Annotated in this window: 16 protein-coding genes; 6 read left to right on the forward strand and 10 right to left on the reverse strand. The window is 66.0% G+C overall.

What is annotated here, in order from left to right; genetic code table 11:
• Window positions 1-2 precede the first annotated feature (2 nt).
• The 5 genes from ACZ1JV_RS14105 to ACZ1JV_RS14125 all read right to left on the reverse strand — a co-directional run bounded on the left by ACZ1JV_RS14105 (window position 3) and on the right by ACZ1JV_RS14125 (window position 6,440).
• Complete coding sequence (locus ACZ1JV_RS14105) at window positions 3-1,262, reverse strand: class I SAM-dependent methyltransferase (RefSeq protein ID WP_465152037.1); 1,260 nt, start codon at window positions 1,260-1,262, stop codon at window positions 3-5.
• On the reverse strand, window positions 1,255-2,478 hold the full coding sequence (locus ACZ1JV_RS14110) for a DegT/DnrJ/EryC1/StrS family aminotransferase (RefSeq protein ID WP_465152038.1): 1,224 nt from the start codon (window positions 2,476-2,478) through the stop codon (window positions 1,255-1,257). The genes ACZ1JV_RS14105 and ACZ1JV_RS14110 overlap by 8 nt, the downstream gene beginning before the upstream one ends.
• Window positions 2,469-3,626, reverse strand: coding sequence for a CDP-glucose 4,6-dehydratase (gene rfbG / locus ACZ1JV_RS14115; protein WP_465152039.1), 1,158 nt, complete (start codon window positions 3,624-3,626; stop codon window positions 2,469-2,471). The genes ACZ1JV_RS14110 and rfbG overlap by 10 nt, the downstream gene beginning before the upstream one ends.
• Window positions 3,619-4,452, reverse strand: a complete 834-nt coding sequence (gene rfbF, locus ACZ1JV_RS14120; protein ID WP_465152040.1) for a glucose-1-phosphate cytidylyltransferase — start codon at window positions 4,450-4,452, stop codon at window positions 3,619-3,621. Before rfbF ends, rfbG begins: the two co-directional genes overlap by 8 nt.
• 338 nt (window positions 4,453-4,790) lie before the next feature.
• The gene (locus tag ACZ1JV_RS14125) at window positions 4,791-6,440 is read right to left on the reverse strand and encodes a glycosyltransferase family protein (RefSeq protein ID WP_465152041.1); all 1,650 of its coding nucleotides are present in this window, start codon (window positions 6,438-6,440) and stop codon (window positions 4,791-4,793) included.
• A gap of 224 nt (window positions 6,441-6,664) precedes the next feature.
• Between ACZ1JV_RS14125 and ACZ1JV_RS14130 the strand changes: the two genes are divergently transcribed.
• From ACZ1JV_RS14130 to ACZ1JV_RS14140, 3 genes are read left to right on the forward strand one after another with little or no spacing between them, the layout of a single operon-like run.
• Window positions 6,665-7,798 (forward strand): glycosyltransferase family 4 protein, encoded by a 1,134-nt coding sequence (locus tag ACZ1JV_RS14130; protein WP_465152042.1) that lies wholly within the window; start codon window positions 6,665-6,667, stop codon window positions 7,796-7,798.
• Entirely contained in the window at window positions 7,795-8,772 is a 978-nt protein-coding gene (locus ACZ1JV_RS14135; RefSeq protein ID WP_465152043.1) for an ATP-grasp domain-containing protein, read from the forward strand. Before ACZ1JV_RS14130 ends, ACZ1JV_RS14135 begins: the two co-directional genes overlap by 4 nt.
• Window positions 8,765-9,496, forward strand: a complete 732-nt coding sequence (locus tag ACZ1JV_RS14140) for an HAD family hydrolase (protein WP_465152044.1) — start codon at window positions 8,765-8,767, stop codon at window positions 9,494-9,496. The genes ACZ1JV_RS14135 and ACZ1JV_RS14140 overlap by 8 nt, the downstream gene beginning before the upstream one ends.
• On the opposite strand, the gene ACZ1JV_RS14145 is transcribed toward ACZ1JV_RS14140, so the two are convergent.
• The 5 genes from ACZ1JV_RS14145 to ACZ1JV_RS14165 all read right to left on the reverse strand — a co-directional run bounded on the left by ACZ1JV_RS14145 (window position 9,473) and on the right by ACZ1JV_RS14165 (window position 16,543).
• Window positions 9,473-10,060, reverse strand: coding sequence for a sugar transferase (locus tag ACZ1JV_RS14145; protein ID WP_465152045.1), 588 nt, complete (start codon window positions 10,058-10,060; stop codon window positions 9,473-9,475). The genes ACZ1JV_RS14140 and ACZ1JV_RS14145 overlap by 24 nt on opposite strands.
• A gap of 42 nt (window positions 10,061-10,102) precedes the next feature.
• Window positions 10,103-12,430 (reverse strand): GumC family protein, encoded by a 2,328-nt coding sequence (locus ACZ1JV_RS14150; RefSeq protein ID WP_465152046.1) that lies wholly within the window; start codon window positions 12,428-12,430, stop codon window positions 10,103-10,105.
• Between the two features lie 137 nt (window positions 12,431-12,567).
• Window positions 12,568-13,788: a glycosyltransferase gene (locus tag ACZ1JV_RS14155; RefSeq protein WP_465152047.1), complete on the reverse strand. Its 1,221-nt coding sequence runs from the start codon at window positions 13,786-13,788 to the stop codon at window positions 12,568-12,570.
• Complete coding sequence (locus ACZ1JV_RS14160; RefSeq protein WP_465152048.1) at window positions 13,785-15,221, reverse strand: lipopolysaccharide biosynthesis protein; 1,437 nt, start codon at window positions 15,219-15,221, stop codon at window positions 13,785-13,787. Before ACZ1JV_RS14160 ends, ACZ1JV_RS14155 begins: the two co-directional genes overlap by 4 nt.
• Complete coding sequence (locus ACZ1JV_RS14165) at window positions 15,218-16,543, reverse strand: hypothetical protein (RefSeq protein WP_465152049.1); 1,326 nt, start codon at window positions 16,541-16,543, stop codon at window positions 15,218-15,220. Before ACZ1JV_RS14165 ends, ACZ1JV_RS14160 begins: the two co-directional genes overlap by 4 nt.
• A gap of 295 nt (window positions 16,544-16,838) precedes the next feature.
• On the opposite strand from ACZ1JV_RS14165, the gene ACZ1JV_RS14170 reads away from it, so the two are divergent.
• The 3 genes from ACZ1JV_RS14170 to ACZ1JV_RS14180 are packed head-to-tail and all read left to right on the forward strand — an operon-like array spanning window position 16,839 to window position 20,538.
• Window positions 16,839-17,930 carry a sulfotransferase family protein gene (locus tag ACZ1JV_RS14170; protein WP_465152050.1) on the forward strand — a complete coding sequence of 364 codons (1,092 nt, stop codon included), beginning with the start codon at window positions 16,839-16,841 and terminating at the stop codon, window positions 17,928-17,930.
• A complete protein-coding gene (locus ACZ1JV_RS14175; RefSeq protein ID WP_465152051.1) occupies window positions 17,927-19,336 on the forward strand; it encodes a pectate lyase family protein in 1,410 nt (469 codons plus the stop codon). The genes ACZ1JV_RS14170 and ACZ1JV_RS14175 overlap by 4 nt, the downstream gene beginning before the upstream one ends.
• On the forward strand, window positions 19,333-20,538 hold the full coding sequence (locus ACZ1JV_RS14180) for a glycosyltransferase family 4 protein (protein ID WP_465152052.1): 1,206 nt from the start codon (window positions 19,333-19,335) through the stop codon (window positions 20,536-20,538). The genes ACZ1JV_RS14175 and ACZ1JV_RS14180 overlap by 4 nt, the downstream gene beginning before the upstream one ends.
• Window positions 20,539-20,557: the final 19 nt, after the last annotated feature.

Raw genomic sequence — 20,557 nt, forward strand, 5'->3', positions numbered from 1 at the left:
CGTCAGGCAACGATCCTCGGCACCGGCAGCGGCACCAGGAACCGTCCGCCGCGGGCGCGGAAAGCGGCCTGCTGTTCGAAGATCTCGTCGAAGAAATTCCAGGCGAGCACGAAGAGCACGTCGGGCTGTTCCTCCTCGATCGCTTCGACGGGACGGATCGGGATGCGCGTATTCGGCGAATAGAGCCCGTGCTTCAGCGGGTTCTTGTCGACCAGAAAATCCAGATACTTCGTGTCGATCCCGTAGTGGGTGATCAACGTGTTGCCGCGCGCGCTGGCGCCGTAGCCTGCGATCTTCAGGCCCTTTGCCTTCATTTCGTCCAGCATGGCGATCACGTCGGTGCCCATCGCCGCGACGCGCCCGGCCAGTTCGTCGTAGGTTTCGCGCAGCAGCATCCCGCCGGCGACTTCGTCCGCCAGCATCGCCTGCGCCTCGTCGCTGGGGCCAAGGCCCATCGCCTTGCGGTTGATGAAGATGCGCATGGAACCGCCGTGGATATCGGGCAGGGACTGCGCGTGGGTCACTTCAAGGTCGAAGAACCCGGCCAGCTTCGCGATGGAGAGCAGGCTGAATTCGGACACATGCTCGTGATAGATATTATCGAATTCGGTGTGATCGATGTATTCCATCGCGCGTGGCACTTCGATGACGAACGTGCCGTCTTCGGCCAGCAGCACGCCGATCGCCTGCATGAACCGGTGCAAGTCGCCGATGTGATTGAAGGTATTGGTGGTGACGATCACCTTGGCCGGTCCGCGTTCTTCCAGCACTTGCGCGGCGGACTGCGGGTGGAAGTAATCGACGAAGGTCTCCACTCCGCGCTCGGCCGCCATCGCGGCGATGTTCTCGGCCGGGTCGAAGCCCAACGTGCGGCAGCCCAGCGCATTGCAGCCGGAAAGCAGTAGCCCGTCGTTGCTGCCGATGTCGACGATCAGCCCGCCACCGGCGCGCTCTGCCAGCACTTCGGCCAGTCCGGCGAAATGGCTGTGCATCCGCGTGGCGCCCGAAGGGACGTAGAGGTAGTGGCGGAAGAAGTCGGCCGGAACCTGATCGGCAATCTCGATCAGCCCGCATTGCAGGCAGACCTGCGTGTTCAGCGGGAAGGCCGGCTGCGGCTTGTCGAGATCTTCCGGTGCGATCAGCATCTGGCCCGGCGCGTGATCGCCCAGCGGCAGGAACAGGTAGGGATCGGGCGCCAGACAGGCCCGGCAGGTGTGCAGCACGCTGCCATCGACATCGGCGCGGTGGAGTTGTTCAAGCATCGGCTGCCTCCTCGAAACGGGGGGATGACGAAAGGGAGGCGACGAAGCCTTCGAAACATTCGTGCATGTAATCGATGTGTGCCTCCGTCAGGCCGTGGTGGCAGGCCAGCAGGATGCCGCCCATCATCACCGCGTCGGCCACCGGATAACCCTCGGGCGCGGCCTTGACGGTAACGCCCTGCATGGCCGGCTGGCGCAGAATATTGCCGGTGAAGACCGGGCGCGTCTGGATGTCGCGCTGTTCGAGCCAGATTTGCATCTGCGTGCGCGTGAACGGCGCGTTCGCGCGGATGGTCAGCGGGAAGGCGAGCCAGCCGGTGCGCGATTCCGGCAATTGCCGGGGCAGTTCGAACCAGTCCTCATAGGTCTTGAAGAAATCGAACTGGCGGCGGAAATTGTGTTCGCGCGCGGCGATGTTGGTTTCCAGCTTCTTCAGCTGGACCAGACCGAAGGCCGCGCCCATTTCCGAAGGCTCCACATTGAAGCCCAGTTCGTCGAACAGGAACTTGGCGTCGTAGTCGATGCCGTCGAGCGCGACGTTGAAGCGCTTGTCGATGCTTTCGGAATCGACGTGCAGCGAACTCGTCCGCCCCCAAGAGCGCAGCAGCAGCGCGCGGCGGGCCAGATCCTCGTCCGAAACACAGATCATGCCGCCGTTGCCGCCCGCGTTGATCACGTGCGATCCGTAGAAGCTGGTGGTGGAGATATGCGAACGCGTGCCGGTGCTGGTGCCGCGCAAGGTGGCGCCCAGCGTATCGGCGCTGTCCTCCACCACGATCAGGCCATGGGCATCGGCAATCGCACGGATGCGGTCCCAGTCGGGCAGATTGCCGATCAGCGAGGGGATCATCATCGCCTTGGTGTTCGGCCCGATCATCGCCTCTATCCGGTCGACATCGATGTTGTAGGTGCCCACTGCCGAATCCACGAAGGCCGGCACCAGCCGCGAACGGACGATCGGGGCCACCGTGGTCGCGAAGGTGAGGGCGGGGGTGATCACTTCGCTGCCTTCGGGCAGGTTCAGCAGCTCCACCGCAAGGTAGTTTGCCGAGGATCCGGAATTGACCATGATCCCGTGGCCCTTGGCGAAGAGCGCGGCCACCTGTTCCTGCATGGCGCGCACTTTCGGGCCCATCTGGGTCGACGTCCGCAGCACTTCGACGACGGCGGCGATCTCTTCCTCGCCATGGACGGTCTGGCCATAGTTCACGCGCATATCGTTGCTGATCCTCCCTGAGGATGGGTTTCGTGCTGGTCGGTTCGGGCAAAAGTGCCGAAATATCGGGCGATCTGCGCCTCGGTGAAGGCGCGCATGTCGGGTCCGCTGCGGGTGGCGGCGCGGTACCATTCGGCCGTCATCGCCACGGCCTGCTCGGTCGTCAGGCGCGGCCGCCAGCCAAGGCGGGCATGCGCCTTGCTGGAATCGAGCGTCAGCATTCCGGCCTCGTGCGGATCGTCGGGCCGGTGGCCGAAAGCGATCTGCGCAACCCCCGGCCCCCAGGCATGCTGGAAGCGGCGGGCCAGTGCCTCCACGTCGATGAAACCCTCTGCACTGGGGCCGAAGTTGAACGCTTCGGCGTAGCGGAGGGCATCGCCGCCCAGCAGCTTTGCGCCCAGCATCAGGTATCCGGTGAGCGGTTCCAGCACATGCTGCCACGGGCGCACGCTGGCCGGGTTGCGGATCGTCACGGCGGCCCCATCCATGGTGGCGCGCACGATGTCGGGCAGTAGCCGGTCCACCGACATGTCTCCCCCGCCGATCACGTTGCCCGCACGGGCGGTGGCGATCTGGCAGCGGTAGGGATCGGCGAAGTACGAACGGCGGAACGCGGCGGCCACCAGTTCGGTGCAGCCTTTCGACGCGCTGTAGGGATCGGCCCCGCCCAAAGCGTCGCTCTCGCGATAGGGCCATTCCCATTCGCGGTTGTCATAGCACTTGTCGCTGGTGACGACGACGACGCCGCGCACCGTGTCCATCCGCCGCACCGTATCGAGCACGACGGCGGTACCGGTGACGTTGGTGGCGAAAGTCTCCACCGGATCGTCGTAGGACGGGCGCACCAGCGCCTGCGCGGCCAAGTGGAACACAAGGTCCGGCGCCAGCCCGTCGCAGGCCGCGCGGTAGGCGGCGGCGTCGCGAATGTCCGACACTCGGTGGTCGACCAGCCCCTCAAGGTCGACCGCGTGAAAAAAGTCAGGACCTTGCGGGGGGCGTTGCAAGGCGATCCCAGAAACCTCAGCGCCCAGTCGCCTGAGCAGGAGGCACAGCCAGCCACCCTTGAAGCCGGTATGGCCGGTCACCAGAATCCGCTTGCCACGGTATACCGCTGCAAGCGCCTGATCCGGAGAGCCTTCGTCAGGCATGTTGCAGTTTGGGGCCATCGGTGCTCAGCACCGGCTGCCCGTTTTCGAAATCCATCCACGGCGGCAGCGTCTGGGTGGCCAGCTTTTCCAGCGTGTCGCGATCGCGCACGGTGTCCATCGGGTGCCAGAAGCCCTTGTGCTTGAAGGCCATCAACTGGCCGTCGTGGGCAAGGCGGGTGAGCGGGGCCTGTTCCAGCGGTTCCTCGTCGCCGACCAGGTAATCCAGCACGCCCGGTTCGAAGACGAAGAAGCCGCCGTTGATCCAGGTTTCGTACTTCACCACCTTTTCGGTGAATTCGACGACCTGGCCGCCCTTGCCGGCGCATTCGCCCAGCTCAAGATTGCCGAAGCGCGCGGGCGGCTGCACGGCGGTGACGGTGGCCAGCTTGCCGTGCGCGCGGTGGTATTCCAGCAGCGCGGTAATATCCACGTTGCCCACCCCGTCGGAGTAGGTGACCATGAAAGTCTCGTCATCCAGCCAGGATTTCAGCCGGCGGATGCGCCCGCCGGTCATGGTTGCCAGGCCCGTGTCCACCACGGAGACCCGCCAATCGACCTTGGATGTGGGCCGCAGCGCCATCTCGCCATTGCCGATGCCCACCGTGAAGTCGTTCGACATCAGGTGAAGATCCTGGAAGAAACTCTTTATCGCCATGGCCTTGTAGCCACAGGCGACGATGAAGTCGTTATGGCCCCAATGGTCGTAGATATCCATGACGTGGAGCATGATCGGGCGCCCGGCCACTTCGACCATGGGCTTCGGGATCCGAACCGTTTCTTCGGCGAGGCGTGAGCCAAGGCCGCCGGCAAGCAGGACGACTTTCATAACAGTCTCTCCGGACACGGAAATTTCAGAGGAAATTGTCCGCTGGATGAGGCCAAGGTTAAGGGCAGAGCGCGCGTCCGATGAAATGGGCATCGGGGGTAGGCAGCTTTAGCCAGCAGGGGCACCAAAGGGCTAAGAAGCTGTTTGGCAAATGCCCCCAAGGGCATTTTTGCGCGGCGACGGCACGATAACGGCACTCTGGGCGACCCGGAGGTTCGCAGGTCGTCCACATGGGCTGACCACATGGGTTGGCCAGATAGGCGGTGTGTCGGGAATTGTCGGACGGCGCGCGCATCCATAATCGTCGGAAGCGGCATTTGGCGCCGTTGCGATGGGGCCTATCGCACCGCCACGGTATTGGGGGCCGGTCGGCGGAACAGGCGCAGTTCCTTGTGTTTGCCCTGGCTGACGAACTCGGCATAGCCGCGCGCGCGGGCATAGTCGGCAAAGGCCTGCTCCAGCGGCTCGTCCCCGTTCACCAGGATTGCCGGCGGGGGCGCAGAGTCGAGGAATGCCACCAGCCGCGTCGGCGACGTGGTGGTATAGTATTGGCGGTCCGTCGGCGCGATCAGGTCGCCCACGCGGTAGACGAATTGGCCGGCAGCGAATTCGCGAGGAACCGTGAAGCCGCCTTCCAGTGCGATCGCCGGGGACAGCGTGACTGCCGCTTCGCCGCCGGGAAATCCTGCCTCGCGCGCCAGGGCGCGCGCGTCCCGGTGGAGCGAGACCGGCTCCCAGCGTGCCGGCCGGGCCAATGAGACGAGCCCGGGCCCCAATCGAGACAGGGCGCAGAGCAGCGCGACCAGCATCAGCGCCAGCAACACGCCATCGGCGGCCGGCCGGTCGATCGGCGCCGTGCGTGCGCGCAGCAGCAGCAGCAGCAACAGCAGGAACGGGATCGGCGGCACGAAGTATTGCGGAAAGGAGGGTGAGGGGACGAAGGCGATCACGAAGCCCATCGCGCCCAGAGATGCCGTCAGCACAACGGGCCAGGAGAACAAGGTGGCGATCCCGGCCTGCACGCCGCTGCGCAGGAATGGCAGCGCGGCAAGGATCGCGATGCCCGCCAATGTCAGCAACGTGGCGTTGGCGGTCCAGATGTCTTCTCCAAGCAGCACTTTCTGTGCCGTGGTCATCACTTTAGGTTCTGTGGAAATGGCCCAATATTCGGGCTGCACCTGGGTGAAATAGCGCAGCGTGTGGGCAAAGAATGCCTGCGGGTCGCTGGCCATTGCCAGCAATACCGGCATCCCCGCGAAGAGCCCGCCCAGCGCCAGAGGCAGCGTGCCCTGCATCAGCCTCTGGCCGAGCGGGCGCGAACTGGGGGCCAGTACCGTGGCCAGCGCCAGGAAGGGGGCAAGGAAGATGTAGTTCACCTTCAGCGCGATGGCGCCCGTCGCCAAGATCCCCGCGACCAGGCAGGACAGGGCGGAGGGGCGGTCGCGGTCCAATCCCAGGATCAGGAAACCGATGGCGAACAGGGTCAGCGGAACCGGCAGGAAATTGTTGGTTGCCAGCATGCCCGGCGCGCCCAGCAGCAAGACATTGCACAGCAGCAGAACGGCGGCGGCCAGAAAGCCCCAGGCGCCCGCGCGCGTCACCCGGGCCACGAACCAGAGGGCGAAAAGAGCCGCGATCCACCCGACGAAAACCAGCAGGCGCCCCATCAACAGGTACCGCGCGGCGCCGGTGATCCAGTAGAGCGCACCCAGCAGCCAGGGCAGCAGCGGCAGGTGATTGTAGCCGAGGTCCCGGTAGATGTCGGCCCCGCTGGATAGCGCCGATACGGCGATGAACAGGTTCTCGTCCCGTCCCAGCGGCATGGACATCATGCGGCCCAGCACGCAGGCCAGCAGAAATGCCAGCAAGGCGAAGCCCGCCAGCGAGGGAAACGGGGGCTGCGCGTCCCGGCTTCGGCCGGTCAGCCGCTCGTCATCGCCGAGCATTTCGCGCGTTTCGTCCAGCATCATCGGGTTCCCCGCGGACATTCGATCCCACCCAATTCTGTCTCCCCCCCGTGCCCGCGGCGAGCGCGATTAGGGCGTAATCACTCTGGATGACGATCCCCTCCGATGCCGGGAAGGGGCCGAGTTCCCTTCGCCAATAAAGGGTTAGACCGCATGACCTGATTTCGCCCTCTCGCCCTTGGGTTAATTTCGACCGGTCAGAAGCAAAGCGCGCAGGCCCAAACTTGGTGCAAGAGAACGAACCGATGCACGTTGCGATCCTTGCTTCCGGGTTGGGGGCAGGAGGGGCGGAGCAAGTCATCGCCCAGCTCGCGCGGCATTGGTGCGCGGTGGGGCATCGCGTCACGGTAATCGCCTTCGACCAGCCGGGCGTGCCGGTCTATCACCAGCTTCCGCGCGAAGCGGCTGTGCGCCGCCTGGGCGGAGGCAGGGGCGCCATGGGGGTGGCCGGCCGTGTCTTGGCGCTGCGCCGGGAGCTGGAGGAATCGGCCCCGTCGGTCCTCTGTTCCTTCCTGACCAAGAACAACCTGATCGCCGCACTGGCGACGATGGGCACCGCCACGCGCCTGATCTGTGCGGAGCGCAACAATCCCGAACGGCAGGACATGCACCCGCTTTGGACTCGCGGGCTGGATCTGCTCTATCGCCGCGCGGATGCCATCGTTTGCCAGACCGAGTCGGTGCGCCGCTGCTTTCCGGTGGCGGTCCGCCGCAGGCTGGTGACGATTCCCAATCCCGTCGCCCCGCCCGACGTCTTTCCTTCGCCTGGTGATGCGCGGCGGATCTGCGCGGTCGGTCGGCTCGCGCATCAGAAGGGATTCGATGTGCTGCTGCGTGCCTTCGCGGCAATCGCTCCACGCCATCCTGCATGGACACTGACGATCCGGGGAGAGGGGCCCGATCGCGCGGCCCTGGAAGCGGCCATTGCCACATTGTCGCTGGAAGGACGCGTACGGCTGCCGGGGCTGAGCCCGGTTCCGCGCGGTTGGGTGGCCGAATGTGACCTCTTCGTGCTTTCGTCCCGTTATGAAGGATTTCCCAATGTGCTGGCCGAAGCGATGGCGGCCGGGTTGCCGGTGGTTTCGTCCAACTGCGATTTCGGCCCGGCGGACATGATGGAGCACGGACGTACCGGCCTGCTGGTTACGCCGGACGATTCGCAGGCATTGGCCGCTGCCATTTGCGAGATGATCGAGGACCGTGCCGCGCGGGAGCGGATGGGCATGGCCGCGGCGGAGGCGATGGCGCGTTTCGCGCCCGAACGCGTGCTGGGGCGGTGGGATCAGTTGCTGGGCGCGGTGGCGACATCGGGCAAGGCCTGGCGCAGGAACCCGGGACATCTGCAGGTCGCCGGCAGAGCGGCGGAGGCACGCCGATGACCACGTCCGCGCGGCACATCCGCATTCTGTTCACCTCCGCCGGGCGGCGGGTCGAACTCACGCGCTGCTTCCGCCGCGCGGCCGACGCGCTGGGGCTGCGCGCGCACATCCATGCCTGCGATTTCGTGCCCGAGCTGAGCGCCGCCTGCATGGATGCCGATGCGGCCTTCGCGGTGCCGCGCTGCACCGATCCTACTTACGTCGATCACCTGCTGGGCTATTGCGCGCGGGAGGGGATCGACCTTCTGGTGCCCACGATCGATACCGAGCTGGAGGCGCTTGCCGGCGCGAAAGCGCTTTTCGCCGAACTGGGCACGCAGGTGCATGTCAGCAACCCGGAAACGGTGGCGGTGGTGCGCGACAAGCAGCGGACCATCGATGTGCTGGCAGCGGCGGGCGTGCCGGTGCCGCGCACCGCGCCGATGGACGAGGTGCGCGCTGTGCCCCACGAATGGCGCTGGCCGGCCTTTGCCAAGCCGGTGGGCGGCAGTGCCAGCCGGGGCATCGGCGTGCTGGAAGGACCGCAGGATATTGCCGCCGCTTATCCCGAACCGATGCTGGTGCAGGAGCTGCTGCGAGGGCCCGAATATACGGTCAACATGTACATCGATGCGGCCGGGCGCATGCTTTCAGCCATTCCCCATCGCCGGCTTTCGGTGCGCGGCGGGGAAGTGGAGAAAGGCGTGACCACGCGCGATGACCGGTTCGGCGCGATTGCCGAAGGCGTGGCGGCAGCGCTGCCCGGGGCGCGGGGCGTGCTGTGCTTCCAGTTGATCGATGACCCTCAGCGCGGCCCATGCGTGTTCGAGATCAATGCCCGCTTTGGCGGCGGCTATCCCTTGGCCGATCACGCCGGTGGCCGTTATGCCGAAAGCCTGCTGGCCAGCCTGACGGGCGGCCCCGAATGCGCGACGCAGGACTGGCGCGAGGACGTGACCATGGTGCGCTACGACGCGGCCGTGTTCCGTGGCTGACGTCGTCCTTCCGGGCGATTGCGTCGTGGTTTTCGATCTGGACGATACGCTCTACCTGGAACGGGATTTCGCGCTGAGCGGATTTGCGGCGGTGGGCCGCCGGCTGGAATCGCGGCATGGGATCACCGGCTTTGCGGAAGAATGCGCGCGGTTGCTGGACGAAGGCGTGCGCGGTTCCATTTTCGATCACGCGCTGGCCGCGTTGGACGCCGCAGGCGCTGGAATTGCGATTGCCGATCTGGTCGAACTCTATCGCCGCCATCGGCCGAAAATTACGCTTGCCCCCGATGCCGCCCGGCTGCTGGATCGTATCGACGGGCGATCGGGTGGGCTGATTACCGACGGACCGGCGCGGATGCAGGCCGGCAAGGTCGGCGCGCTGGGCATTGCCGCGCGGCTGGGCCGACTGGTGCTGACCGGCATGTTGCCGCCCGGTTGCGGAAAGCCGCACCCGATGCCGTTCGCACTGGTGGAGCGATGGTCCGGCCGGGCACCGCAGGACCATGTCTATATCGCCGACAACGGGGCCAAGGATTTCGTCGGGCCCCGTGCGCGCGGGTGGCGCACGGTGCAGATTCTGCGGGAAGGGCGCATCCATCGCGGCGATCCGCCTACCGCCGCCCATGCCGCCGATGCCGTGGTGGATACGCTGGATGCGATCGAACTGGATGGGATGCAACGGGGAGCCGGGCCGGCCCGATCACTCCGCAGTTGGGGCACCTGAAGCTAGCGCAATCGCCGGCTGCCGCCGCTCTCCGCCGATCATCACCCAAACCGTGCGGGCAAGAATCCGCAAGTCCAGCCATGCCGAAGCACGCTCGACGTACCAGAGATCGAGCGCGATCTTCTCGTCCAGCGAGAGCAGGGTATTGCCATTCACCTGAGCCCAACCGGTCAGTCCGGGGCGGACCCTGCCGCGTGCCACGCCCCTTGATCCCAGCCCGGCGATGGTTTCGGGCAGCAGCGGGCGGGGGCCGACGAAAGTCATGTCTCCGCGCGCGACGTTCCACAGCCCCGGCAGCTCGTCCAACCGGCTGCGGCGTAGAAACCGTCCGAAGCCGGTTACGCGTGCCTCATCGGGAAGCGGGTGACCGTCCGGCCCGTTCGCGTCCCGCATGGAGCGTAGCTTGAACAGGGTGAACGGCTTTCCATCCAGACCCGCGCGCTGCTGGCGGAACAGCACCGGCTTGCCCATGGAGAGGCGAACGCCCAGTGCCAGGCAGGCCAGAAGTGGCAGGGTAGGGATCAGCAGCGCGGCGCCCAGCGCCCGGATCGCGAGGCGTCGCATAAGAGTCGAGTTCCTTTCCGGGTCGGTACTTTGCCTGGGCGTTCACACTTCGGAGGGACGCCAGGAGTGGCCGCGGAAGAAGCGGCGGACGCGGGCGGCCCAGGCTTCGTGCACGGGAACCGGTGAGGAGTAGTAGGTCGCCGAATCCGCATAGTACTGCACGGAGTCGCCATAACGGCGGCGGGCATGTTCGGCATAGTCGACTTGATCGAAGATCACGCCGCCGACGCTGTCGTCCAGCGATTCCAGCGCGGCCCGCATCTGATCGCCCGTGGTCACGCCCCAGCGGGCCACCATTACCGTCTGGTCGGCGAAGTTGCACATGGCGCGGGCATCGCGCACGGCCAGCGTTGCCGGGGCGTTGATGATCACCAGATCGAACCGTTCGCGAAGCTGCGAAAGCAGCGTCCGCAGGCGGTTGGAAGAGAGCAGTACCGCCGGTTCGGCCACGGGTTCCTTGGCGCTGAGCAGCACGATCTGGTTGGCGACGCTTTCGCCGGACATGCTCGCTTCGGGCGAATCGTAGGGATTGCCCTTCTGCGGGATTGCCAGGCTGTCCAGCTCTGCGCGGCCGCAGACGATATCCACCAGATCGGGCGCGGTGGTTTCGTTCTGCAACTGCTGCAGGGCGCCGCGCTTGCGCAAGTCGAGGTCCAGCACCACCGTCCTTTCGCCAAGGGCGATGCCGGCGGCGGCAAGCGTGAGAGAGACGGTGGACTTGCCATCGCCCGGCAGGGGCGAGGTGACGAGCACCACTTGCACCCCGGCCCTTCGCTGCAGCCCGCGCACTTCGGTATAAGTGGAGCGGGCCACTTCGGCGAAAAGGGACTGCGGCTCGGTGATGACCGGGCTTTCCTTGGGATCGACGGGCAGGTCGCGCGGCAGCAGCGGCAGCATGCCCAGCGTGGGCAGGCCGAACTGGCGGCGGATCTGCGCGTTGGTCCGCAGGCGATCGTCCAGGAAGTCACGCAGGTAGGCGATCATCAGCGCCAGAATGGCGGACCCGACGAAGGCGGTAAGACCCAGCTTGAGCGGGGTGGGTGCAATCGGATCGTAATTGGGCACGGCCGGCGAAACGACGGAGGAGGACACGCCTTCCATCTGCATCTGCGCGCGGACCTGTTCGATGCGGGCGGAGATCGACTTGAAGGCATCGTCGTCCAGCTCGGCCTGACGCAGCAGCTTGTCCAGTTCCACGCGGTTTACGGTGTTCTTGTAGGCCATCGAACTGAGGCCGGCGACGATGCCTTCCAGGCGCGACGCCTGCGCGGAATCGCCATCGGCCTCGCTACGGGCGATCTGCGCCATCTGCGCGCCCTTGGCGCCGGCATCTGCTGCGGCGGCGGCCTGAACGGTGTTGCGTTCCTGTGCGATGCTCTGGTCAACGGCCGCAAGCTGCGAATTGACGCGCTTCACATCGGGATGGTTGGGGCCAAGGCTGGTGCTGAGTTTCGAGGCTTCGCCCACCAGTTCGCCTCGGCGTTGTTCCAGCGCGTTGAGAGCGGCGGAGGTCGCAGTTGCGGTGCTTTGGATCGCGGCGGCGCGGGCAATGCCGGCGCTGCGGGCGGCAGCACCATCGCGCGCGGCGGTGGCAGCGGCGCTCTGCACGGCGATTCGGTTGATCTGGTTCAGATCCTCATCGGTGCCGGCGCCGGCCAGCATGTGGTTGCGCGTGCGGAAATCGGCCACCAGTTGGGCCGATGCCTGCGCCGTGCGGCCACGGGCCTGCTGTTCCTGTTCTAGCGAGGCGAGCAGTTCGCCGCGCCGCTCGTTCGACTTGGCACCGCGCAGCGCGCGGACGGCCGGCGGAATCTCGTTGGCGATGTCGGCCGCCAGTTCGGGAGAGCGGGCGACGACGGCGATTTCGATCAGGTCCGATCCGGCTTCGGAATCGATCGTGATCATCGAGGTGAGCTTGTTGATGCCGGCCTGCAGCAGCGGCTTTCCGGTCAGTTGCGGATTGCCCATTTCCTTCAGGAAATCGGGATTGTGCAGCAGGTTCAGATCCTTGATCACCTGTTCGGCTGCCGATCCGGACCGATGCAGGCGCACGGCGTTGGCCACGCGTTCGGCGTTGCGTGAATTGACGTCCGCCTGGTTGGTGCCCACCTGGTCGATCAGTTCGACCTGTACGTTGGTGCTCGACCGATAGAGCGTGGGGGACAGCATCTGCTGGACCACGACCGCCAGCGTCGTGACTCCAACAATCACCAGGATCATCGTGCGGTAGCGCTGGATGATGCGCAGCAGGTCGCGCAGCGTCACCTGACCATCCGGGGCCGTGCCCTGATCGTTCCTTGATCGGCCGTAGGGTAGAGGACGCCTTATCCGGCCGTATTGCGGCACATCGGGAACGAGTGCGGAAGTCATATTGGCCCTCCGAATAGGCAACGCCCGGGGAACGCCCCCCACGGCAGATTGATTTGAGTATGACCCCCGGCGCTGGTGAAACAAAAAGCGCATCGGACGGGTGCGCGGGGCAATCAGGCTAATACCTTTGGAGCGCCTCAGGCCCGGTTTTGCGGCAGAAGGGCTGCATAAAGACCGACGTGGCGGCTGGTCGCGGCCTCTATCGTGTAGTCGCGGCTGGTAGCCAAAGCGCCTTGGGACAGCCGCTCGTGCAGGCCCGGGATATCCATCAGGCGCAGGATCGCGGCGGCAAGGTGATGGGCCCGCTCGGGCGCGACAAGGCCGTTGCGATGCGCCTCCACCAGATCGCGGTTGCCCGGCACGTCGGTGGCGATGACCGGCAGGGCGGAAGCAAAAGCCTCCAGGATGGCAACGGACATTCCTTCGTACCTGGAAGTGTTTAGGAATACGTCGCTGTCCGCCAGCAACATGCGCACATCGTCGCGCTCGCCCAGGAAATCGACCACGTCCTCCAGCCCTTCACGCAGGACCAGCGCGCGCATTTCCGCCAGTTCGCTGCCACCGCCGGCAATGCGAAAACGCGGCATCGCGTGATTGGCGTCCGGATACCCGCCATGGCGCTGGCGCACCTGTTCGCGCAGGGTACGCGCGGTTTCGACGAGAAGGGGGTAGTTCTTCTGGTCCGAAATCGCACCGACGCTGAGGATGCGCAGCGGGTTGGCTGCTGCCTGGCGCGGGGCGGAAACGGCGAAGGCGGCGGCGGGCGCATTGGCGATCAGCGTGAACGGACGCCGCGAATGCCGGCGGTAGATGTCCGCCACTTCGGGGCTGATCGCCACGTAATGCGTCACCACCCGGTCGAACAGGCGAAACAGGCGCGGCGAAAACGACAGGCGGCTGTTGTGATGGGTCAGCACCACCGCTCCGCGATAGCCGGCCAGCGCAATCATCGGCAGGGCTCTGGCAGTGTGGGCGTGGATTACATCGGGTCGGTCCTGGCGAAGCAGCCGGCGCAACGCCCACGCGCCGGCCGAAAGGCGGCGGTGGTGGTCCAGCCCGAGCGAGACGAAGCGCCCCTTCGCATCGATTTCCTGCGCCAGCCGCGCCTCGGTCTGTGCCGAGTTGCCCAGCGTCGGCGCGTCGCACAGCGCGACGACCGTAGAGGACGCGCCCTGCGCCGGGAAATTGGCATGGAGGCTGGCCACCAGCATCTCCGCCCCGCCGGAGGTCAGGCTGTTGAGGATCGACCAGACTTTCAGGCGCGGCACCGGATTTGGGGTGTCCGAGGATGCAGCGGCCGACACGCTTTCGCCCGTCTCGCCCGGCGTGTCGTCTGGAAGACAGGCCAGCGACGTCATGCGCGGCGCCTCCCTTCGATATCGGCCGGGGCATTTTCTCCCGCATCTTCTCCGGCCTCCAGGCGGCGCTGGCGCGCAAGCCCGCGCCATAACCCCACGTCCAGGGCCACCGCCGTCGCCAGACCGAAGACGACATGGGCGTAGTTGGCGGCGATCGCACCCTGGCTTGGCATCAGCGTCAGGGCGACCGCGAAGAACAGCACGGTGGAGAACATCGCCACCGCCAGCACGTAAGTGGGCCGGTTCATCGCCAGCAGCCCCGAACGCGAAGGCGCCGCGTGCAGCGTCAGCGCGACGGCGAAAAGCTGGGTGAACAGCATCGGATAGACGTCGGTAAAATCGTCGCCGAAGAACAGCACCAGCGCCGGCCGGCCGATTGCCATGCAGATCAGGATGAAAGCCAGCCCCATGCCGGCCAGCGCCGTTTGCAGGATACGCACCAGCCGTTCCAGGGCCTTGCGATCCAGCCGCGCCCAGATCCGGGCGAGGTCCGGATAGATCACCGTCTGGATCATGTCCCCCGCAGTCTGCGCGAACTTCGCGATGCGGCGTGACAGGTAATAGAGGCCGGCGGCGCTGGCACCCGCGAAATAGCCGACCATCAGGGTGTCCACCTCGTGCGTCAGTGTGCGCAGCGTGGAGGAGACGTTGGTGGAAATCGCAAATCGCAGGAAGCCGGGAAACTCACGGCCAAGGCCGCGCCAACTGACCCCGAACGGGCTGGGGATGCCCGATTTGCGCAGTGCCTGGAAGCCCAGCACGTTGAACAGCAGCGAATCGAGCACCTGGGCCAGAGTCCATAGCACCACGAAAGCGGTAAGCCCGGCATGGGCGTGCAGCAGCACGACCGAAAAACCCAGCCGGAACAGACTGGAGGCCAACTGGACATAGGCCAGTGTGCGGAACCGGCCGCCCAGCCGCAGCGCGGCGCTGGCCATGCCGCGCGGGTTGCAGACGATGGCGACGGCATAGATCGCCACCAGCCCGACGTGGCCTTCACCCAGCCCGAAGGCGGCACCCGCCAACTTGGCAAGGGCGATCGCCATCAGGCCGGCGATCAGGGCGCTGGCCAGATCGAGCTTAAGGCCATAGGCGTAGAGCTGCGCCAGCCGCTCCGCCGATCCGTTCTGCTCCTCCGCGGCGACGAAGCGGACCAGCGGTTGCCAGGATTCGAAGCGGACCAGCCGTTCGCAAACGCGGCCGATGGACAGCACGACCACCATGACACCGAAATCCGCCTTGCCCAGCCCATGGGTGGCCAGCGACAGCGCCACAACCATCAGCATTCCGGAACCGAAGTTGCCCGAAAGCAAATGGAACAGGCTGATGATGCGCGGCCGGACCAGCGTGGACGCGGACCAGGATTGCCACAGCCGGGCGGCGAGGGGCAGTTTCAGCGCAACCTCCGCGGCTTCATGCCGATGTTCGCTCATGTCCGTGCCAGCGTTCCAGGGAAGAAGCGCCGCCGCTCACGCGATTCCGATCGGTGGGCGAGGGCGTAGGCCAGAAAGATCAGCATCGGCGTGAACCAGACGCGGGTGTACATGTGGGGCAGCGCGGTGGTGTAGAGCAGCAGGATCGCCACCTGGGCCAGAGCGGCGCCGCCATCCAGCGGGTCTTCGCGCAAGATCATGATCGCCGTCATCACCAGGGCGCCCAGCAGGGTCCACAGCCCCAGCAGGGCGATGATGCCGCCTTCGTTCAGGACAAGGAGGTGCAGCTGGTGCACCGGGGCGGAAAAGGCGCTGGCCTTGCGATAACGGTCCGTTCCCAGACCGATCAGCATGTTGTCATTGGCCAGGCCCCAGGCTTCCTTGATCAGCGCGGCACGGCCGACGAACGTGCCGGCCTTGTCGGCATTGCCGGTGACCAGCGCATCGCCCACCCGCTTCTCGAAAATCGCGGGAACCGGGCCGCCCAAGCTGAAATAGGCAGCGGCGACAAGAATGACGGGCAGGCCGAAGCGGATCAGGTTCGACAGGCGCGACAGCGCCAGAAAGCACATCACGCCCATTGCGGCAGCCGTGAAGGCGGTGAAACTGGCACTGGCCAGCAGGCCCCAGCCGATCGGCGCCAGCATGACGAGAGCCCAGCCCCAGTGCAGCCGCCGGGCGATCACCGCATGGATCATCATCACCAAGGCATAGGCACACTGCGCACCGTTGGGATTGGGTTCGCCGGACATCGCGCCAAGCCGGCCATTGCCGGTGACGTAACCGACGCCCATCACCGAATCGAGCGTGGAGCGCGCGAAATTCGCCATCGTGAAGAAGCCGATCACTTGCGAGATCGCCACGCCCGCAATGAAGGCGATGATGCAACGATGAAGGACCCTGCTGCTGAAGCTGGAAAACGTCATCGGCACGATCATCAGCGCGAAGATGTACTGGAAGCCCACGATCGGCCAGCGGACGAATTCGCTGTGATAGAGCGAGCAGAACAGCAGCGCCGCCAGCATCATGGTCAGCCCCATTATCCACATGGCGGTGTAGGGCCCCAGCATCGTCAGCCGCAGCCGGCCCTTGAAGAGCAGCAAGGCCGTGCAGCCCGCCAGCAGCACATCGGAAAGGGTGACGTTGGCGATCGGCGGCCGCAGCACGCGCCACGGCAGGGTCAGCGCGGCAAGCGTGATCCCCAGCGTGAGGAGACTCGGCAGCCACCGGGTGGCGAACTGCGGGATACGGCGCGTGCCGGTTCCTTCCAGCACTGCACGTGCCGGCAGGGAAGGCAGCTGGTTCGGGACCGGAATAGCCATGCCATGATGATGGTAGGCGTGCGCGGTGGAGGCAAAGACAAGTATGGTCAGGCACCTGCGCAAAGTTGGTACCCCCGCGGGGGCATCCGGCGGGTGCGGCAACCCGAATTGGTAACTTGCCTGGGGGCGCCGCAGATCGATACTCTGGCCATGAGCAGCGCGCGATGCGGCGCGGTATCCTTCGGCGCGGCCGGGAAGAGGTGCGTCTTTTCCGGACCGCATGAATCCGTTGGACCCACCGGTAACGTCGCAATCTTCTGCTTCCACCCGTGTGCATCATTGTCGAGAGGCCGGCTTGTCAGAGCACCCGTCCGACCAGACCAAGCTTAGGGTCATCTATCTCGCCGGTTACGGTCGCAGCGGCTCGACGCTGCTGGACATCGCCCTTGGAATGCGGCCGGACGTATTCGGCGCCGGGGAACTCACCGCGCTTGCCCGCCATGCCTGGAAGAATGGCGAATATTGCGCCTGCGGCGCCACGGTCAGCGCATGTCCGTTCTGGGGCGCGGTGATGAAGCGCGCCGGGGAGCAAGAAGGCGGCGGTCCGGACGTGGATGCCTCGGCCGCGCTGGCCGAATTGGCAGGGTTGCAACAAAGCATGGAATCGTTGCTATCCTGGCGGCGTGTGCTGGCGCGCTTCCTGCCGGGTACGCGCGATCGCTATCACCAGGCCAATCGCCGCCTGTTCCGCGCGGTCGCGGAAGAGAGCGGCGATGCGGGCGGGAGCGGCCCCGTCTATGTGCTCGATTCCAGCAAGCTGCCCGGCCGCGGCCTGGCACTCGCATCGATGCCGGAGATCGACCTGCGCGTCATCCATCTCGTACGCGATCCGCGCGCCGTTGCCTGGTCGATGTCCCGCCCGTATCGCAAACAGATAGAGGCCGGGGTGCAGCGCGAGTTGCGGCCCAAGCCTTTTGCCTATGTCGCGCTGCGCTGGACCTTGGTGAACCTGGCCTGCGAATGGCTGTGCCGAAAGCTCGGCCCGGGGCGGACGATCCGCGTGCGCTATGAAGACTTCGTGGCCGATCCCCCCGCCGTGCTGGAGGCGATCCGAACGCGTTGCGCCCCGGACTTGGCCGCCGACCTGGCCTCTCGTCGCGCCGCCGCGCTTCCGCCCGACGACTTGCGGCCCGGTCATCAGGTTGCGGGCAGCCGCCATCGGATGCAGGACAGTCTGGTGATCCGCGAGGATCACGCGTGGCAACGCCAGATGCCGCAGCAGCCGCGCCGGCTGGTATCGTGGATCACCGGGCCGCTGCTGCGGCGCTATGGATACGCGCCGAACGCGGGCACGGGCATGGAAGACCGCCCGGCACAGTCCTCTCGCCCCAGTCTTGTCGAAAATAAGGGTCTGGTCGAAACCAAGGGCATAGGAGCAGGCAGATGACGGCATTTCGCAAGGGAAAGGCCGGGGCAGGCCCAGGATCAGGCCCATCTCGCAAGCTGGTCTTGCCGATCGTGATACTCGGCATCGTTCTGTTGATCGCCTATGCACTGGTGCCGACCGACGGCGCGCGGCTGGAAGCCGCCCAGCCGCCGACGGTTGCCACTCCGTCCGGCACAAAGTCCTTTCCCGGCGCGGTCGGATGGGGCGCATCCAGCGTGGGTGGGCGCAACGGACGGATCATCTATGTAACCACATTGGCCGATTCCGGGGCCGGATCCTATCGCGCCTGCGTCACCGCCACTGGTCCGCGCGTCTGTGTATTCCGCGTGGCCGGCGTGATCCGCTTCGCGACGACACCGCCGATCATCGAACAGCCCTACCTTACCATTGCCGGGCAGACGGCACCGGGCAGCGGTATCGTCCTGGCCCATGCGGGGCCGCCGGCCGGCCGCACGCCGTTGGTGATCAAGAACACGCACGATGTCGTCGTGCGCAATATCCGGATCCGGGCGGATCGTCCCGGAGGCAGTCGCGGTTCCGAAGATAGCATCACCATCGAACATGCGACCCGCGTGCTGGTCGATCACGTCAGTGCATCGTGGGCGCGGGACGAGTTGATCAACGGTTATGCGGACAACGACTACATCACCGTCAGCAATTCGATCTTCGCCTGGGGCACCCCCCCGCATGACAAGTGCGCGCTGTTGGCCAGCGACCCGGTCGATGCCCAGCACTTCAGCTTCATCAACAACTTGTGCGCGCACAATGGCGATCGCATGCCGGACGTGAACTTCCCGCGCAATTCCTGCCTCGAAGTGGTCGACAACGTGTTCTACAACGCGCAGTCCCGCTTTGCCGAAGTGTGGGAACTGTTCGGCGGCACCCCGGTCTCGTTCGTGGGCAACAGCTTCATCGGCGGGCCGAACACCACCAACCTGACGGTCGGCATCGCGCGCGATACCAGCACGTCGAAGGGCGGGGCGGCCATCATCTATGCATGGGACAACCGGTTCGTGGGTGCGTTTCAGGACATGAACCAGGAGGCGGAACAGGTCCTGGTCAACAAGCCGCCCTGCGCGCTGACGCTCAATCCGCTTTCATCGACCAATGCCTATAACCTCGTGCTCCAGAAGTCCGGTGCGTTTCCGCGCGATTCGATCGACGATCAGGTCGTCTACGATGTGGAGCACGGTACGGGGCGTATCGGTCAGCCTGCGCCGGTAATGCCCGCGCAGACCGCCGGCCAACCCTATCCCGATGCCGACAAGGACGGCATGGACGACAATTGGGAAGTCAGCGTGGGCGCCAATCCGAAGGTGTCTGACGCCTGGGCGGATGCCAACAAGAATGGCGTTCCCAACTTCGAGGAGTTCCTGGCCTATCGCAACAAGGTGCTGGGTCTGTGAAGGCGTTGGATGCGTCATCCGCGCTGCATGAAGGCCCCGCATCTGGTGCCGCCGCGCCGGTTGCCAAACGGTCGGGGCGGCCCACGGTGTGCTATCCGCTTGCCGGTGATGCGCTGGGCGGCAGCCATGTCTCGCTTCGGGGACTGATCGACGGGCTCGACCCGGCGCAGATCGAGGTGATCGTGGTGCCGGAAGTCCCCGACGGACGGCTGGCGGCGTTCTTCGCCGGTATCGAGCAGTGCCCGGATCCGGCGCGCCCCACGCGGCCTTTCGTGCCGGGGCGCAGCATCGGCATCGCCAAGCTGTTGGGCACTTTGGCTGGGCTGCCACGGCGGGTACGCTTCCTGAAGCAGCGCGGGGTAGACATCGTTCACACCAATGACGGGCGCAGCCATGCCAGTTGGGCATTGGCGGCGCGGCTGGCGGGCGCGCGGCTGGTCTGGCACCATCGCGGCGATCCCGGCGCGCGTGGCCTTCGCTATGTGGCGCCGGTGCTGGCGGATCGGATCGTTGCCGTCTCTGCCTTCGCGCTGCCGCGCGGACGCCATGGGGCGGCACGCACGGCGCGGGTGATCCACAGTCCCTTCGACGTTTCGATCACCGCCGATCGCGAGGCGATGCACGCGCGCATATTGGAAGAGACCGCCAGCCCGCCCGATACGGTGGTCTGCGGCTATTTCGGCAGCTTCGTCGATCGCAAGCGGCCGCTGGCATTCGTAGAGGCGGTGGAGGCACTTGGCCGGTTGGTCGATCGGCCGGTGCTGGGCGTGATGTTCGGCGAATCCCGTGACAGTGCGCTGGATCGTCAGCTTGAAGACCGGATCGCAGCGGTGAGGGCGCCCGCGCGCGTCACGCGGATGGGCTATCGCTCGCCGGGTCATGCCTGGCTTGCCGGATGCGATCTGCTGCTGGTGCCTGCGGTGGACGAGCCACTGGGGCGCACGCTGGTTGAGGCGATGCTGGTGGGCACGCTGGTGGTGGCGGCCGATTCCGGCGGCAATCCGGAGGCGCTGCGTCAGGGCTGCGGGGTGCTGTGCCCTCCCGATGATCCGACAGCAATGGCCCGCGCGGCGGCTGGCCTGCTGGCAGACCCCACATGGGCGCGAACGATGCGACAGGATGCCACGGTAGCGGCGCGCGGCCGCTTCTCCCAGGCGCGCCATGTCGACGCGATCCGCACGATATACGAAGAACTGACCTGAACGATATGCGAGCGATAAG

Source organism: Novosphingobium sp. BL-S-19, assembly GCF_055521675.1.

What these genes read in the sequence shown, in the direction of transcription:
- ACZ1JV_RS14105 (WP_465152037.1), bottom strand. Translation starts at nt 1,262, where the DNA reads ATGCTTGAACAACTCCACCGCGCCGATGTCGATGGCAGCGTGCTGCAC.
- ACZ1JV_RS14110 (WP_465152038.1), bottom strand. Translation starts at nt 2,478, where the DNA reads ATGCGCGTGAACTATGGCCAGACCGTCCATGGCGAGGAAGAGATCGCC.
- rfbG (WP_465152039.1), bottom strand. Translation starts at nt 3,626, where the DNA reads ATGCCTGACGAAGGCTCTCCGGATCAGGCGCTTGCAGCGGTATACCGT.
- rfbF (WP_465152040.1), bottom strand. Translation starts at nt 4,452, where the DNA reads ATGAAAGTCGTCCTGCTTGCCGGCGGCCTTGGCTCACGCCTCGCCGAA.
- ACZ1JV_RS14125 (WP_465152041.1), bottom strand. Translation starts at nt 6,440, where the DNA reads ATGTCCGCGGGGAACCCGATGATGCTGGACGAAACGCGCGAAATGCTC.
- ACZ1JV_RS14130 (WP_465152042.1), top strand. Translation starts at nt 6,665, where the DNA reads ATGCACGTTGCGATCCTTGCTTCCGGGTTGGGGGCAGGAGGGGCGGAG.
- ACZ1JV_RS14135 (WP_465152043.1), top strand. Translation starts at nt 7,795, where the DNA reads ATGACCACGTCCGCGCGGCACATCCGCATTCTGTTCACCTCCGCCGGG.
- ACZ1JV_RS14145 (WP_465152045.1), bottom strand. Translation starts at nt 10,060, where the DNA reads ATGCGACGCCTCGCGATCCGGGCGCTGGGCGCCGCGCTGCTGATCCCT.
- ACZ1JV_RS14150 (WP_465152046.1), bottom strand. Translation starts at nt 12,430, where the DNA reads ATGACTTCCGCACTCGTTCCCGATGTGCCGCAATACGGCCGGATAAGG.
- ACZ1JV_RS14155 (WP_465152047.1), bottom strand. Translation starts at nt 13,788, where the DNA reads ATGACGTCGCTGGCCTGTCTTCCAGACGACACGCCGGGCGAGACGGGC.
- ACZ1JV_RS14160 (WP_465152048.1), bottom strand. Translation starts at nt 15,221, where the DNA reads ATGAGCGAACATCGGCATGAAGCCGCGGAGGTTGCGCTGAAACTGCCC.
- ACZ1JV_RS14165 (WP_465152049.1), bottom strand. Translation starts at nt 16,543, where the DNA reads ATGGCTATTCCGGTCCCGAACCAGCTGCCTTCCCTGCCGGCACGTGCA.
- ACZ1JV_RS14175 (WP_465152051.1), top strand. Translation starts at nt 17,927, where the DNA reads ATGACGGCATTTCGCAAGGGAAAGGCCGGGGCAGGCCCAGGATCAGGC.